The organism is Pedobacter sp. 01T416_2, assembly GCF_056398925.1.
This window is the reverse complement of record NZ_JBFTQI010000034.1, coordinates 1-16197: the sequence shown is the minus strand read 5'-3', so window position 1 is coordinate 16197 and position 16197 is coordinate 1. Positions and strand designations below refer to the sequence as shown.

16 protein-coding genes are annotated in these 16197 nt (G+C 41.9%); 12 read left to right on the top strand and 4 right to left on the bottom strand.

What is annotated here, in order from left to right; translation table 11 throughout:
- Nucleotides 1-25: 25 nt before the first annotated feature.
- Together AC1DPQ_RS03040 and AC1DPQ_RS03035 are read right to left on the bottom strand one after the other, a co-directional pair.
- Entirely contained in the window at nt 26-1690 is a 1665-nt protein-coding gene (locus tag AC1DPQ_RS03040) for an alpha-L-fucosidase (protein WP_057934940.1), read from the bottom strand.
- A 274-nt stretch (nt 1691-1964) separates the two neighbouring features.
- On the bottom strand, nt 1965-2297 hold the full coding sequence (locus AC1DPQ_RS03035; protein ID WP_477607876.1) for a winged helix-turn-helix transcriptional regulator: 333 nt from the start codon (nt 2295-2297) through the stop codon (nt 1965-1967).
- A 109-nt stretch (nt 2298-2406) separates the two neighbouring features.
- On the opposite strand from AC1DPQ_RS03035, the gene AC1DPQ_RS03030 reads away from it, so the two are divergent.
- From AC1DPQ_RS03030 to AC1DPQ_RS03020, 3 genes are read left to right on the top strand one after another with little or no spacing between them, the layout of a single operon-like run.
- Entirely contained in the window at nt 2407-3309 is a 903-nt protein-coding gene (locus AC1DPQ_RS03030; protein ID WP_477607874.1) for an SDR family oxidoreductase, read from the top strand.
- A gap of 6 nt (nt 3310-3315) precedes the next feature.
- Nucleotides 3316-3501: a nuclear transport factor 2-like protein gene (locus AC1DPQ_RS03025; RefSeq protein ID WP_057934934.1), complete on the top strand. Its 186-nt coding sequence runs from the start codon at nt 3316-3318 to the stop codon at nt 3499-3501.
- Nucleotides 3498-3671, top strand: a complete 174-nt coding sequence (locus AC1DPQ_RS03020; RefSeq protein WP_157258291.1) for a nuclear transport factor 2 family protein — start codon at nt 3498-3500, stop codon at nt 3669-3671. Before AC1DPQ_RS03025 ends, AC1DPQ_RS03020 begins: the two co-directional genes overlap by 4 nt.
- A 66-nt stretch (nt 3672-3737) precedes the next feature.
- Here the strand turns inward: AC1DPQ_RS03020 and AC1DPQ_RS03015 are convergent, their stop codons facing one another.
- Complete coding sequence (locus tag AC1DPQ_RS03015; protein WP_245224606.1) at nt 3738-4679, bottom strand: AraC family transcriptional regulator; 942 nt, start codon at nt 4677-4679, stop codon at nt 3738-3740.
- A gap of 160 nt (nt 4680-4839) precedes the next feature.
- Between AC1DPQ_RS03015 and AC1DPQ_RS03010 the strand changes: the two genes are divergently transcribed.
- Nucleotides 4840-5679: an MBL fold metallo-hydrolase gene (locus AC1DPQ_RS03010; RefSeq protein WP_057934933.1), complete on the top strand. Its 840-nt coding sequence runs from the start codon at nt 4840-4842 to the stop codon at nt 5677-5679.
- Between the two features lie 175 nt (nt 5680-5854).
- Here AC1DPQ_RS03010 and AC1DPQ_RS03005 read toward each other — a convergent pair whose 3' ends face one another.
- The gene (locus AC1DPQ_RS03005; protein WP_057934932.1) at nt 5855-6184 is read right to left on the bottom strand and encodes a winged helix-turn-helix transcriptional regulator; all 330 of its coding nucleotides are present in this window, start codon (nt 6182-6184) and stop codon (nt 5855-5857) included.
- 111 nt (nt 6185-6295) lie between these two features.
- On the opposite strand from AC1DPQ_RS03005, the gene AC1DPQ_RS03000 reads away from it, so the two are divergent.
- The 8 genes from AC1DPQ_RS03000 (at nt 6296) to AC1DPQ_RS02965 (ending at nt 16195) form a co-directional block, all read left to right on the top strand.
- On the top strand, nt 6296-6673 hold the full coding sequence (locus AC1DPQ_RS03000) for a nuclear transport factor 2 family protein (protein WP_057934931.1): 378 nt from the start codon (nt 6296-6298) through the stop codon (nt 6671-6673).
- A 344-nt stretch (nt 6674-7017) separates the two neighbouring features.
- Nucleotides 7018-7161 carry a DUF417 family protein gene (locus tag AC1DPQ_RS02995; protein WP_083505527.1) on the top strand — a complete coding sequence of 48 codons (144 nt, stop codon included), beginning with the start codon at nt 7018-7020 and terminating at the stop codon, nt 7159-7161.
- Between the two features lie 313 nt (nt 7162-7474).
- Nucleotides 7475-8059, top strand: coding sequence for an RNA polymerase sigma factor (locus tag AC1DPQ_RS02990; RefSeq protein WP_057934930.1), 585 nt, complete (start codon nt 7475-7477; stop codon nt 8057-8059).
- Between the two features lie 53 nt (nt 8060-8112).
- Entirely contained in the window at nt 8113-9270 is a 1158-nt protein-coding gene (locus AC1DPQ_RS02985; RefSeq protein ID WP_477607872.1) for a FecR family protein, read from the top strand.
- A gap of 66 nt (nt 9271-9336) precedes the next feature.
- Nucleotides 9337-9516, top strand: coding sequence for a hypothetical protein (locus AC1DPQ_RS02980; protein ID WP_057934928.1), 180 nt, complete (start codon nt 9337-9339; stop codon nt 9514-9516).
- Nucleotides 9517-9556: 40 nt separating this feature from the next.
- A complete protein-coding gene (locus AC1DPQ_RS02975) occupies nt 9557-12709 on the top strand; it encodes a SusC/RagA family TonB-linked outer membrane protein (protein WP_167346242.1) in 3153 nt (1050 codons plus the stop codon).
- Between the two features lie 10 nt (nt 12710-12719).
- Nucleotides 12720-14390: a RagB/SusD family nutrient uptake outer membrane protein gene (locus AC1DPQ_RS02970; RefSeq protein ID WP_477607869.1), complete on the top strand. Its 1671-nt coding sequence runs from the start codon at nt 12720-12722 to the stop codon at nt 14388-14390.
- A 2-nt stretch (nt 14391-14392) separates the two neighbouring features.
- Nucleotides 14393-16195, top strand: coding sequence for a hypothetical protein (locus AC1DPQ_RS02965; protein ID WP_157258289.1), 1803 nt, complete (start codon nt 14393-14395; stop codon nt 16193-16195).
- Nucleotides 16196-16197: the final 2 nt, after the last annotated feature.

Below are 16197 nucleotides of genomic sequence, written 5' to 3'. Positions count from 1 at the left end.
CTCTTAAAACCGGAGAACAATACCATTAAACAATTCTTAGTGGATTGGCATAAGCAGCCGATGGCATAACATCAGGAAAGTAAACTTTAAGGCCATCTGCATTTCTTTCAAATTTCAGTTCCTGGCCTGTTGCAACAAGCTGTACACTGTTTATTTTTTGGGGATAAGATGAACTATCTACCGCTAAACTTGTAATAAGCACAGATCCGTCAGTTGGCCAGGCCATCACAGTAGCGAAAAGCGCGTTTCCCTTTGTGGTGAAGCGTATGTCCTGCTGACTAAAAGGCTTTCCTTTGCCTTCATTAAATCCCTGTGCAGTTAATGCAGCGGCCTGGTTCTGTGCCGGTCCTTCTCCAAATATCTTCCACGGCCGCGTTCCATAGATACTGTCTCCATTTGCGTTCATCCAGATACCGATTTCTTCAACAATTTTGCGTTCCAGTTCATCAATTGTGCCATCACCCCGAACAGGAATATTCAACATCAGGTTTCCATTCTTACTCACCACATCAACCAGGGTATGGATAATCGTTTTTGGGGTTTTATAAGCCTTCCTGTCGTATATCCCCCTATCGTAGTGCCAGTCGCCGATGCAGGTGTCAGTTTGCCATGGCAGAGGCTCTATACTATTGCTCTGCCCGCGTTCAATATCCCATACCATTGCTTTCCGCTGCTCTTGGGTGAGGATCTTACCGGTGATAACTGCGGTTAGTTTACCATTGTCCTTAATGCTTTTATTGTACATATGAGCAGCAATTTTCAAACCGGCATCACTAATGGGCCACATTGGAAATTGCGAATCATCAAAATAAATCATATCAGGGCGGTATTTATCGATCAGGTCGATTGTCCGGTTAAAGAATTTATCGATGTATGCTTTGCTAGGTGGAGTTACGCCATTACCCCAATGCCATTGTTTATGGATCATGCCATCATCTTCGCTGTTTTTACTGAGCTCATGATTCTGGGCGTAAAGTTCCTGTGGATCAAGTCCATCCCACCATTTGCCTTTTCCATCTTTTTTGGTAAGGGTTCCATCATAGGGTACTCCTGCCAACGGGCCCGTTTTATCGGCTCGCTGAGCAGTTTCAAACCAGCTCCAGGTATGTGCTGCATGGACACTTACAGCAAAAGGAAGCCCATGTTTTTTTGCGGCGGCGGCCCAGCCGCCGATGATATCCTTTTTAGGTCCTTGTTTTACCGAATTCCAATTTTTCTGATATTTACTATCGTATAAGTCTAAATTGTCGTGATGATTGGCGAGTGCCATGAAATATTTTGCCCCTGCGCTTTTGTATAGGGAAACCAATGCTTCCGGATCCCATTTTTCTGCCTTCCAGATATTGATTACATCTTTGAATCCAAATTTAGACGGATGCCCATATTTCTCGACATGGTATTTATATTTCCAGTTGCCCTCCATGTACATGTTCCTTGCATACCAGTCTCCTGCTTCCGGCTGGCATTGTGGTCCCCAATGAGCCCACATTCCAAATTTTGCGTCTCTAAACCACTCAGGCGTCTGATAGTTGGAGAGCGACTCCCAAGTTGGAGAAAATGGTCCAGCTAAGATTTTTTCAACAAATTCTTTTGCGGCATCCCTGTTTATTGCCAGGGCAGAAAGTTTACTGGAAAGCAATATTGCAGGCAAACCTAGGCTAAGGCTTTGGATAAGTTTTCTACGGTTCATATACATTTGGTCAGCATGATCTAATACAAAAACAAATTTATCGATGTGATCAGGTACATTTTTATAAAAAAATGACTTTTTTTTATAAAAATCCGACTTTTCGAACATCCTTCACTTACCCAAATCGCCATGATTTTTACTCAGGCAACAATCCTATAAGCCTTCTTAACAATCCATATGATCGAGCGAACTCTATTTCGATAACTTGCCTGACTTATCCAAAACCGTCTACAGAACTCGCTCGCTTTGGTGGCCAATGATCTTTCCTTCAGCATTACACCAAATTCTCCAGACCGAATTCGATTAATTTATCAAGAACCGGAAGGGTTTTCTTTCCTAGGTCGGTCAGCCTGTATTCAACTTTTGGAGGGATTTCAGGGTAAGCCTTTCTACTGACGAGTTTATTTTTGACCAGCATCGTTAACTCCTGTATGAGCATTTTCTCACTGATATCCGGAATTGCCTTTTTCAGCTGACCGTACCTTATCACATTATCATTGATCTGAAAAATTATCATCAGTGTCCATTTGCCTCCTAAAAGCCCTAATGATGCTTTAACGGGACATCCTTTGTCGCAAGGAATAWTTTTTTGTGCTTTTTCTTCCATTGATAATCAATAATTCTAACCAAAAGGTATGTGCCCAACCTTTTGGTAAGTACTTGTACAAAGGTATGTAAATATTGAATTTTGCTCTAGTTAACCTTAAATAAAAAAAATGAAAATATTAGTATTTGGAGCCACAGGCTCCCAACAATTCAATATCAYACCTGAGGCAATAAAGAAAAACGCAAAGGTATTTGCTGTAACAAGTAATGAAAAAGGTGCTACCAAGTTAAAGGATGCTGGTGCGGCTCCCTTGTTTGGAAACATGGGCGACGCTGCGCAAATGCTAGAGGTCACAAAAGATATTGATGCAATTGCCTTTATGATTCCAGTTTCGTTGCCCAACCCTCTTGACGGATTCCAATTTTCAAAAAATGTTATCGACGCGGCCAAAGCGAACGGTGTTAAAAAAGTTGTTTGGAATACCAGCGGTTGGCTGCCGGACCAAAAGACAGGTATGCCCACGGATGATGTAAAACTGGATGTCAAGGATTATCTTTTGGAAAGCGGGTTGCAGTACGTAATAATCGAACCCACCATTTACATGGAAAATATGATGGGCGCTTTCTGTGCACCTTTTGTTTCCGAAAAGAAAAAACTTGCCTATCCAACTCCTGAGCCTATGCCAATCGGTTGGATTGCCTMTAGGGACGTGAGTGCGCTAGTCGTTGAAGCTATCTACAGCGCCGATCTGACTGCGGATACTTTTCAGGTAAGCGGGCTTGAAAATCTTAAGGGAGATGAGCTTGCGGAACGCTTTTCTCAAGGTGTTAGTGAGAAGATAGATTACTACACACAGCCTGCTGAAGAGTTTAAAGGAATTTTAGCGCCATTTGTTGGTGATGCTGCAGCTGACGCGGTAGCTTCATATTACAGAGTCCTTCAGGAAAGCAATAAATATCCCCTGAAATTCAATTCTGAAATGGATAAAATATTGCAGAAGCTGCCTGTAAAGATGACATCGTTGGCCCAGTGGGCTAAAATAAACAAGGATTTTTTTATTAATAAATGTTAATATTATATGGATGCAAAAGATATTGTAGCATCATACTTTGATGCATTGGCAAAAGGCGAAATGGAGCGGGCACTTTCGTTTTTTGCCCTTGAGGCCCAATGGGACCAACCGGGCAGAAACAAATTTGCAGGAATTAAAAACAACTTGGGTGAAATTATTAAAATGTTTGAAGGCATTATGAGTGATAAATGATGGAAAATGCCGGTCTGGTAGCAGTTCCAGTTTGGTTTAGCGCCCAAAAGGAAGGCAAAACGATGAACCTTGGAGGTTTAGACCTATTTGAAATCAAAGAGGACAAGATTATCCACGTGTGGACGTTTTCAGCAGACCAGCCGGTTGACGACGAGTTTTGGGGAGAATAGCCTTTCGAATAGAACGGAGCTGACTGGAATCTTTAAGCTATGCGGCTCCGTTTAAATATTATTGTTTTAAATGAAAATTTTTCCGGCTATAAATTCTGAAGTTGTCATGCCAGTCTGAACTTTAAAAAACCTCATCAGATTGTTTGGCTCAGAGAAATTTAGATCATATGCAATTTCATTGATGGTCCTATTAGAGTGAAGGATCTGGTCCTGTATCTCAAATAACAACCGCTGTTTTAACAGCTGGCTTGCTGTTATCTGAAACTGAGCTTTTACGGCTTTATTAAGTGAAATCCTACTGACACCAAGCATCTCCGTGTAGTCTCCGATCCGCTGTTTTTCCTTAAAATGAAGTTCGATCAGGTTCTTAAACAAAAAAGGGATCTGTGTATTTCCATCAACATTTAAAGGCAGTCTGTATTGGCTGGCATATTGACGGTTCAACGATTGTAAAAGATAATATGTCAAAGATCGGATGATGTGCGAACTATCAAATTTACTGTCAATAAGCTCCGTTTTTATTTCGGCCAAAAACTTACAGTATTTTCGAAGATCCTCATGATCAATTGTAATGGTTAATGGGAAGCTGAGCTGGTAAAAATACAGCAGACGATAGGTAAACAGCTTATCTGCGAAAAAGTCGTTAAGGAATTCCTCCTGAAATATTAATGTCGTAACTTCCAGACGCTCGACATCGAGCTGCCAGTTACGCTTTTGATAGGGTGAAATGAATATGATTGAATTATCTGATATGTTTATTTGCTTCTCATTAAGCGAGACAATTCCCGATGCTTTTTTAAAAAATAGAATTTCAAAGTAATCAGTATTAAATGTTGCCTGAAGGCTATAGTCAATATCCTTTTCTGTTAATACATTCAGTAGAAAATGTACACCGCACTCGCCTTTATGGAATTTTATTGTTTTCAATTTTTTCGATCCGGTTAAAATTACTAAAATTCCTGTAACCTTTTCATCTGAACGTTTTCTCGTGTATAAGACTGGTTTCAAATAGCTCAGCTTAGTGCTCATAAAACCATTCTATCATTACTGCTGATCAATGGTTATCAAAACGCCACTTTTTAAACATGGTTTGATATCCCATAACCGACGCCTTCTATCGACCTTTGTTGCCATAGATAGAAGAATCCAAAAAAGTAAAGTTTAAGTCATGAAAAAATTATTAGTAACAGCTGTCTTGTCATTGACAGCGATAGCCTCGTTTGGACAGAAAGTGTCCGGATCAAAATCCAGCCTTCAGCTTGTAAGGAATGCTACATTGATCATTCACTATGGTGGCCACAAGATTCTGGTTGACCCCATGCTCTCTGCCAAAGGTGCAATCGAGTCATGGGCCGGTATTGCAAGAAATCCTACAGTGGATATACGGATGCCAATGCAACAAATTACAGACAATGTCGATTTAGTATTGGTCTCCCATACGCATGCTGATCACTTTGATGATGCTGCAAATAATATTTTGAAAAAATCTATAAAGATTATCAATCAGCCGGCAGATAAGGTATTCTTCAGTTCGAAAGGCTACATCAATGCCGAGACCCTTGAAAACCAGACAAAGTGGGATAATATCAGTATAGAGCGGATAAATGGGGAACATGGATCAGGCAAAGTATTGGAGATGATGGGCAAAACCTCTGGTTTTGTATTAAGTGCCAAAAATGAACCGACGATTTATATCATGGGCGATGCGATATGGACCGACCGTATCAAAGAAAATATCAAAAGGATCAAACCTGATATTATTGTGGTCAACTCAGGTGGTGCCCAGATCAAAGGCTTTGAAAATGTGCCGATTATTATGGACGAAAAGCAAGTTATGCAACTTATATCTGCGAGCGGAAAAGCAAAAATAATTGCAGTGCATATGGATGCGCTTGACCACTGCCGTACCACAAGACTCACATTGAGCGAGGAAGCAAAGAAAAACAGTGTCGGTGAGAACAAACTTGTGATCCTTAAGGATACAGAGATTTTCACCCTGGGCAAATAAATCAGAAAACGAAAATACCCGCCCAAAAAAAGTATTTGACTCACTTTGGCGGGTATTTTTATGCAAAAATAATCAACTGCATTTACCCCGGGCGTGGCCAAAGGCAATTTTCGGGCAAAGGATCTGCTTTTTTGAAACGGATTATACTAGCGTAGTTGTTTGCGATAGCGGATTATCATAAGTTTTCCAATCCGAATGCTGCAAGTTTGTCAATAATAGGAAATGTATCCAGGCCAAGCTTGGTTAAACTATATTCAACTCTTGGAGGGATTTCTGGAAACGATTTTTTGGTCACAAATTTATGCTCTACCAAAAAATTCAACTCTTGAATCAGCATTTTTTCGCTTATACCAGGAATAGCTCTTTTAAGTTCACCGTATCTTATTACGCGTTCGTTTATTTGAAATACTATTAACAGTCTCCATTTACCACTCAATATAATCAACGACTTCCTTACCGGGCAGTTTTCATCTGACTGTAAAATAATTTTCTGATTTTTTTCCATTGACACCCAGTGTTTCTAACCATTTAGTAAGTACCTAACCATTTGGTATGTACTTGTACGAAGGTAGTCGTTAACCTACCTTCGTACAAGTAATTTTTAAAATATAAACCTATGTCACAGGAAGAAACAAACAAACAGCTGGCTATTACCGCTTATCAAAGAATTTTTGGCGACTTGGATGCCACAGGAGTAGATCAATACATGAGCAGCACTTTCATTCAGCATAACCCCACAACACCCGATGGGCCTGAGGGCGTGAAAGCGCTTCTTCAAATGCTTATTTCACAAGGTGTTCCCAAACAAAAAATCATGTTCAAACATGTTGTTGCGGAAGGTGATACTGTTTTTCTTCATTCCCGTTATGAAATGGCAGGAAAAGAATGGAGATTTATCGACATTTATCGAATAGAAGATGGGAAATTAGCTGAACATTGGGATGCAATGATGCCGATGCCTGATGAACGTGGCAATAACAACTCTATGTTCTAAATTAATTGTACCGTAAATAATCAGAAAGATCGCAATTTGTCATCTAACCAGCTCTGATTAAATCAAAGCTGAGCACTACCATCAAGCATTAAAGTAACTAATTTATATTACTAAGAAAACCCATATAATTTCAAAAGACTCTCAGGTTTTATTCGATATTGCCTCTCAACCTTTTTAGTTTTATTAAATCACAATGAGGCTGGGGTTATTTCTAATCATCACAGGCATATTTGTTGGGCTTCACAGAAATTGCTCTAATTTGGAGCTTGGAGCATGGAGGCAAGCCTTCTTGCGTTTTTGATGACGGTAGGTACATTATTCTTTCTGATCACCACTCCTGAAAGTTGGATACCAGAATAAATGATCTGAACTGGGGTTTTCCGTATCTATCCGGTCGCGGAAGATTGGTCCTTAAAGACATTGTAATACTTGGTGAGGCAATAGTCCAAATGAGGGAGTCGGCAAGACTTTATTTGTCACGCAGATAGGCATTATATCAATCATTGTTAGATCAATCATCCCAAAAAGCTTGACTTTATTAAAACCTATTCCGCGGAAAACCTAGAGGAGGTACTACTATTGGCATGCAGGAGCTTAGTATTTACCTATTATTGAAACGCAACTTCCAGATACTGAGAAATCAAACACTCTTTAAAAAGTTTGCACTTTTGAGAAAAAAAATTACATTCGCAAAAGTAATTATAGTGGAAGTCCCTGAAATGCTGGCTTTTTGAAGGCTTATAAAGTTTACCGGCAATTAATTTTTTCCAATAGAATTTATCTGAATTGTAGTATCAAACTATGCCTCTAAACAGAAACCTGACCGATGATGAGTTATCCAAACTTTTAAGATTGGGGCAAGAATCTGCATTTATAGAAATTTATACCAGGTACTGGAAAAAAATATACTTCGCGGCCAAAAGCCGCATCAACGATGCGTATGCGTGTGAGGAAATCGTTCAGGAAATTTTCTGTAACCTATGGCGTAATCGTGAACACTTTGAAATTATTAAGGGCTTCGACAACTATTTTTCGGTGGCAGTCAAAAATCAGGTAATCAATTTTCTGGCAAAAAAGGCGAAGATTCTCCGGTACGAGGAAACGGCTAAAAAGACCCATTCTGAAGCGGATTACAGCACCCTGCAGCAGATCAGTTATTCTGAACTGCAACTCCATATCCAGAAGGCATTAAGTGTGCTCCCTAGTAGATCAGCTATTATTTTTAATTTAAAATATGTCAGCGGCTACTCTCAAAAAAATATAGCGCAGGAACTATCGATATCCGAAAAAACAGTTGAAGCCCACCTTGCCAGGGCGAGGAAAACAATAAAAGAATCTATTTCTATCCTTCTGTTCGCGCTTTTGTTCTTTTCGATAAAAAATTAATCTTTTAAATAGGGATTTTCCTTCCAGCGCTGTCTGTATATAAAACGGGCTTGATGAATAGTGATAAAAATATCGAACGGATGATGGAACTTGCCAAAAAATGGCAGGAAAATACGATAAGTCTGGCCGAACGGGAAGAATTTGATCGATGGTACAATTCATCGCATAAGAACCTGGAAAAAGATAAGGGCGCTGATGAATATGGGTTAGAACAAAGAATGTTGGATTCTATCCTCAAGGAAATCACTCCTAATGTCGTCAAACGACCATCCTATGGCAGAATAGCATTATTTTCCGCGGCGGCCGTTATTACCGTTCTTATATGTCTTGGCCTTCTTTCAAAGATATACCTGACCCCAAAAGTGGCTGCACCCGTTCAGTCAGCAATACAATATGATGCGCTACCGGGATCGAATAGGGCGACATTAACCCTTGATAACGGCGAGAAAATCGACCTTGCCCATGCCCGCAATGGCGACCTCAAGACCGACATTTCAACAAAGGTCAGCAAAATTTCGGGAAACAGGTTGGTCTACAGCCAACTGAGCCGCCCTGGTTCAACTGACCATTCTCAGCCGGTCTATCATACGCTTAGCACGCCACGCTCGGGTATGTTCCAGTTAACACTCTCTGATGGCACACACGTTTGGCTGAATTCTGGCTCTGTTATCCGCTTCCCGAAGGTTTTCGAAAATAAGGAGCGTGTAGTCTATCTTACAGGAGAAGCTTATTTTGAAGTTACCAAAAACCGTCATAAACCGTTTTTGGTCGTTACACCTAAACAAACCGYAGAAGTGCTCGGAACCCATTTCAATGTGAGTGCATATGAGGACGAAACCGTAACCAAGACTACCCTGCTTGAGGGAAAGGTGAAGGTAGCCAGCACTAACAGTAATGGGTTTAAAGTAATCCATCCCAATGAGCAGGCACTCTCCCAGGCAAATGGAATCCAGATTATAAAGGTCAATGCCTCCGACGTCGTGGGCTGGAAAAACGGGTACTTCATTTTCAACCGCACCGATCTTAGGTCGTTGCTTAGACAGTTTTCAAGATGGTATGATGTCGATATCGTTTATAAAGGTGAAGTGCCAAATGATTTCTTCCAGGGACAGATCCGCCGGGATATCAAGCTTAACCAGGCACTCAAAATCCTGGCTTTTGGCGATATACATTTCAAACTTGAAAACAGAAAGCTTATTGTATTACCCTAAATAAATAATGTAAAACCCTTAATAAATGACTATGACGAATCAAATACACTATTAATCAGGGCCAAAATGCCGAAAGTGCTGCAAACACTTCCGGCTTTGATCGAGCCAGCCAACAAATGCATTTTTCAACTAACCAAATCAAACCAAAATTATGAAATTAAATTCATGTGCGGAAACGCCATCCACATGGACGGTCATGGCCATACGATTTTCGATAACAAAATCAGCCATTTTCCTACTTCTTAGTACATGCCTATTGTTATCGGTAAAAGGGTATGCTCAAAATGTGAGCATATCTAAAAAAAACACACCGTTATCCCAGGTCTTCGATGAGCTGCGCAAACAGACCGGCTATACCTTTTTTTACAAAGATGCTTCTGTAAAAGACCTCAGGGTTTCTGTTTCGATAAAAGACGTCCAGCTGGACAAAGCGCTGAACATCATTCTTGAAAACCAGCCCCTTGTTTTCAGCATTATCGATAAAACGGTAGTGCTTAAGCGTAAAACCGAAAACCCTAAAACTATACCCAGTGCCGTATCTCCCGTCCAAGTTAAGGGGAAGGTCGTCGATGAAACCGGTGGGCCTATCGTCGGCGCTACAGTAAGCATTAAAGGCACTAAGAACATATCAGTAACCGATGCATCCGGAAACTTTGCCATCACGGCGCCCGAAAATGCCGTTTTAGTTGTAAGCTACCTTGGCTACCAAACCCAAGAATATCAAAATTTGGAGGGAAACGCAAATGTCATCAACATGGTTCCGACACCAAAAAATCTGGATGAGGTGGTCGTTGTTGGATATGGAACCCAAAAAAAATCAGATGTCACCGGATCGATTGTCAGGGCAGATCTGGAGTCTTTCCGGACTTCCCCAAATTCAAATATTGCCCAGCTCCTACAGGGCGCTGTTCCTGGTTTGAATGTTGGGCCGGTAACCTCTGCCGGGCAGACCCCAAGCATACAAGTCAGGGGACAATCTACACTAAGTGGCTCTCAAGGCGTTCTGATCGTTTTAGATGGTATCGTTTATGCTGGCGATCTCTCCAGGATCAACCCCAATGATATAGCATCTGTCGATGTATTAAAGGATGCAAGCAGTAAGGCAATATATGGTGCCACCGCTGCAAATGGAGTGCTTTTGATCACTACAAAAAAGGGGAAAATCGGTAGCAAGCCGATCATCAATTTTTCTTCATCTTATGCTACACAGAATCCTGCAAATATCCTACATCCCCTTAACAGGGAACAATTCATCCAGAAGGTCAGGGACATCAATTGGCGCACGGCATATCTGGCTCCTGAGTATACAACCCCTAATCCTGCCTTTAATGTTCGCTCCGCACTCGACCCCACACAACAGGCTGGTTATGATAATGGTACTGATTTTGACTGGTATGGTTCCGCTACGAATTCCGGATTTTTATATGACCAGCAGGTAAGCATCAGCAATGCAACCGAAAAGACCAACTTTTTCTTATCAGGTGGATATACCAAGCAGAAAGGGTTTATCATCAATAATCAGTTCAATAGGAAATCGGTAAGATTGAATCTGGAAACAAAGGTATTTGATTGGTTAACAGTCGGTACAAATGCATTCGCCTCCTTCGCTGATTATTCCGGTCTATCGCCAAATTTGAGGGATATCATGCTTTACAGTCCATTGAACACACCCTATGATGCAGCTGGAAATATCATACTCACCCCAAATGCCTCCATCAACAATCCTTTCCTGGCTACTTTGGGAAACAATTATGACCGCAGGAACAATCTTTCGGGCAATTTCTATGGCATTCTGAATCTACCGTTCATTCCGGGACTTTCCTACCGTATAAACTATGGTAACAATTATTTCTGGAACCAAAACTACTCCGCTAATCAGTATGCTGCAAATTTTACGGGAGCAGCATCCAAGACAAATGATAATACCTATGACAGTACGCTGGATCACATCCTCACCTACAAGAGAACTTTAAATAATATCCATTCCCTTGACCTCACCATGGTGTATGGATCCAGATCAACAGGTTACCAGACCACCAATGCCAATGGTACCGGATATAACAATATTGTTTTAGGCTATAACAAACTCGACCAGGCAACAATACAAAAGATATCCTCGGGCGCTTACAGCGAAACATACAATTACCAAACGGCGCGCCTGAGCTATGGCTTCCGCCAGAAATACATTCTCACCTCAACGGTTAGACGAGATGGCTTTTCGGGCTTTGCCTCCAACAACAAATGGGGCATATTCCCGTCAGCAGCATTTGCATGGGTGGCAAGCAATGAATCATTTATGCGCTTTAGCTGGCTGGACAACTTAAAAATGAGAATAGGCTATGGCGCCAATGGGAATCTTACCAACCGTTATGCTTCGCTGGCAACAGTTGGCCAGGGTGCCGCTTATGTATTTGGTGATGGTGGAACGACCTTGTTTGGCCAGGTTGTAAATTCGATGGGAAACAACGACCTTTCTTGGGAGAAAACGGTCGGGATAAATACAGGACTGGACTTTTCTATACTGAAAGGAAGAATTTCTGGCAGTGTAGATTATTATAACACCATTACAAGCAACCTGCTATATAACATCAATATCCCGGAAATAACAGGCTTTTCATCTATACCAAGTAACGTAGGCAAAATCAGGAACTCTGGGACAGAAATAAATGTGAACACCGTTAACTTAAAGCTAGAGAACTTTCAATGGAACTCTGTTATAAACTTTGCCACCAATAAAAACCGGATAAAAGAGCTCCTTGGTACCGGTGACCTTGTTGCAAGCAATCTTTTTGTTGACCGTTCAATAGGTACGATTTATAACTATCAGACTAATGGATTATGGCAGTTAGGGGAAACACCACCTTCGGGTTATGCTGTTGGAAGCAATAAGCTGGTAGACCTCAATGGTGACGGAAAGATAGACGCCAATGACCGGACATTCCTTGGATATACGGAACCTGCTTACAGGGTGAGTTTCGGAAATACTTTCAGTTACAAGAATATTTCTCTTTTTGTCTTTCTGAATGCTGTGCAAGGTGGAAAAAATGGTTACATGAATGTAAACAATCCATGGACTGATTTAGGGATCCAACAGGGCGATAATGCGATCAGAAACAACTGGTTCAAGGAAATAGACTACTGGACACCATCAAACCCCGGTGCACAGTACAGGATTACGGGCAGTGTACCTGCAGTAGATCCACAGCTTTATCAGCAACGAAATTTCGTCAGGCTACAGGAAGTATCATTAAGGTACAATTTTGACGGCCGGATCACTAAAAAGCTAGGACTGAACAGTCTACAGGTTTTCGTAAGCGGAAAAAATCTTGCCCTATGGACTAAATGGCATGGGTGGGATCCGGAGACGCTACAGGGCCTGGCTTATGGGGCTAGTCCGATTATAAGGGGATATTCTGCTGGTTTAAATGTTACGTTCTAATTCGATGGTTATGAAAAATTCACTAAAAATATTTGTTTTAATTATATTCTTGACGGCCGGTTCTTGCAAAAGAGCGTTTTTGGATGAAAAGCCCCTGGACTTCACAAGTACTACAAACTCCTTCAATACCCTTAAGGATTTTAATGCTTCAATCTACAACATATACAACATTGTGCGTACCGAGTTTTATACCTCGGATGAGAATAACCCTTTTGATTATATCTATGGCCTTGACCTGGTGTATGACGGACAGCCAAGTGGTCCACAACGTTTTAGTAACTACACCACCTCCACGAACCCTACCAGTACTTATCTGGTAAGCCACTGGAGCCGTTTATACAAAATAATTTCAGAAAGCAACACCATTCTGGATAAGTTAGGTTCATCTCAGGTAGTGGGTAATGATATAACTTTCGTTCAGGCCAATGCCAGGTTCTTCAGGGGATTTGCCTACCGCACGCTTGCCTATCTCTATGGCGGGGTGCCCATCGAATTGCACCAGGTGACAAGCCCGAAGACCGATTATGTACGGGCCAGCCRCGAGGAAGTGCTAAAACAATCTATTGAAGACCTGAAGTTTGYCGCTGGCAATCTTCCCGGCATCACAACTGTGCAGGAGGGACAAATCAGTAATGTTGCTGCGCAGCACTTACTGGCAGAGGTTTATCTTGCTGCCGGTCAGTTCAATGATGCGGTATCAACTGCTTCCCTTGTTATTAACAACAGTAACATGGCCTTGATGAAAACCAGGTTTGGCTCCCAGGCTACAGACCCAGGAGACGTTTATTGGGATCTATTCAGGCCGAAAAACCAGAACAGGACAAGTGGAAACAAAGAATCCATCTGGGTAATCCAATTTGAAAATGATATTCCCGGGGGCTCTTCCACTGCAACGGATATTGCAGGCAGTTACAGATTAGAAAGACAGATTGCACCCTTGATCAGGGACGTCACACTTAGCAATGGTACAAAGCCATTTCTATGGCCAGTATCAGATTATACCGGCGGGCGCGGAATCGGTTGGGCAATATCCACAACCTATTTCTCAAATACAATATGGGCAAGTGACTTTAACAATGATATGCGCAACTCAAATTTTAATTTTGTTAGAACGTACGTTTATAACGATCCAGGTAAGACGGCCTATTTTGGCAAAACGGTCTCAACCGAAGCGCCTCCTACCGGGGTTACCGTTCCTAGCAGAGCTTTCTACGCTTACCAATCAAAATGCACCACTCCCGGAAAGCATCCCGATGGGCTTTTTTCAAATAAGGCTACCCTATTACTGAGCCCCGCAGCAGGTGGCACTTACACAGATCAATATATGTTCCGACTGGCAGAAACCTATCTTATACGCGCTGAGGCATACCTGGGCACTAAGGATAAAACTAAAGCCGCTGAGGATATTAACGCGATACGTTCTCGTGCAAATGCCAGCCCTGTGTTGGAGGGCAATGTTACCATCAATTATATCCTGGATGAAAGGATGAGAGAACTAGGGATTGAAGAGAAACGCAGGCTGACGCTGTCGCGACTTAATATGGTCTATGAACGTACCGTAAATATTGCCAAAAATCCATTAGCTGCCAACATTCAGCCATTCAATAACCTTTGGCCTATTCCCCAGCGGGAGATCGAACGTAATAAGGATGCAATCCTAACACAAAACCCGGGCTACTAACCATGTTCAGAACAAAAATCATATATTATCTACTACTGTGCCTGTTTGCATTTTGCAAACAGGCTTACAGCCAGACCGGGCATGCCCCATTGACGTATATTATGGATATGGTGCATAACAATCCGGGTGAAGAACCGTATAAGACCAAGTATAATGACCCCTTGTTTATGAAAGCAAACGGTTTCAATGGAATGGTAACCCATTGGTTTGTAAACTGTGCCATCACTTATGATGATTATCAGAAGGGGCTACTGCCTCTAGGAGGGCAGGAAAGAAAGTGGATCACAGCTAAAGCTGCCGAGATAGACCGTAAGTTACAGGCTTGCAAGAAAGCAGGGATCCAGGTTTATCCTTTTACGGATTTCATTGTATTTCCAAAATCGGTTTGGGACCGGTTTGGAAAAGAAATCAGGGGGCCCGGGACAGTAGAAGGTACAGGAGGAATGGCTGAACGTTCTGCAAAACCAGATATGCAGAGCAGGCGGACCCAGGAACTTTTGCGTGCTCAGATAGACGGAATTTTCAAGAGGTTCCCTGACCTAGGAGGGCTCACCCTTCGCTTTGGCGAGACTTATTTACAGGATACTCCTTATCATATGGGCGGTGGCCCCATCAGAAACGGTAAGGAAGGCATTGATGACCAGATCACGATGCTGAATTTACTTCGTGAGGAGGTATGCGAAAAACGGAACAAAAAACTTTTCTACCGCACCTGGGACTTTGGATATAACTTTCATACCAACCCGGAATACTATCTGGCAGTAACCAACCAAGTAAAGCCCCATCCAAACCTTATTTTTGTGATCAAATATCAACAGGATGACTTCCATAGGATGACGCCTTTCAATCCGACGATAGGAATAGGAAATCATCAACAGATTGTAGAAGCACAGTCCAGGATGGAAGCTTATGGAAAGGGTGCACATCCTTATTATACAGCCAAAGGCGTTATTGATGGCTGGCCTGAAACAAAATACGAGATCGCCTTTGGTAGCCATAAATTTACAGGCAGAGAAAACGATCGGTCTAAGCCTAGAGGTATCAGGGACATGTTGGGCAACGGACTGCTCAGTGGGGTGCTCACCTGGTCTAATGGTGGAGGTTGGGACGGTCCTTACACTAAAAGCGAAATCTGGACGGATTTGAACACTTACGTGGTTTCTCAATGGGCGCTACATCCCGATAAAACGGAGGAAGCAATTTTTAACGAATTTTCCGAAAAACTGGGCCTTCGAGGTTATCAAGCAGATCTGTTCCGACAACTGAACCTACTCACTATTGAAGGAGTGCGCAAGGGCCAGCTCAACAGCTATGCCTCCAACCAGGTTTGGTGGAGCCGTGACCAGTATTTTTCTGCTAAAGCTAATGAGGAGGTCATTGCAGAGATCATCGAAAAACATAAAGAACCAGAAGTACTTTGGGAAAAATCAGAAGCATCTGCCATCTGGAGGCAGATTGAAAGCTTATCCAATCAAATAACCTTTCCAAATGCAGAAAATCAGGAAGCAGTTCGTGTCTCTTGTACCTATGGACGGATAAAATTTGAGGTAATAGAAGAAATGTGGCGCCTCATGCTGGAAGCCCACAAATTGAAAGCCAAGGGAAAAATGGATAATGATGCAATCCATAGATCGATAAAGCACTATGATTCGCTCTGGGCAGAATGGAAAAATTTAAAAAGTAAAAGCAAGTATTGTGCAACACTATATACGGACCTTGCTTTCAGGAACCAAAGGAAAGGTAGTATAGGTGAATTGGTTGACAAATTGAGAAAACTCAGCCAATTGCCTTTCCGACACCAATAATC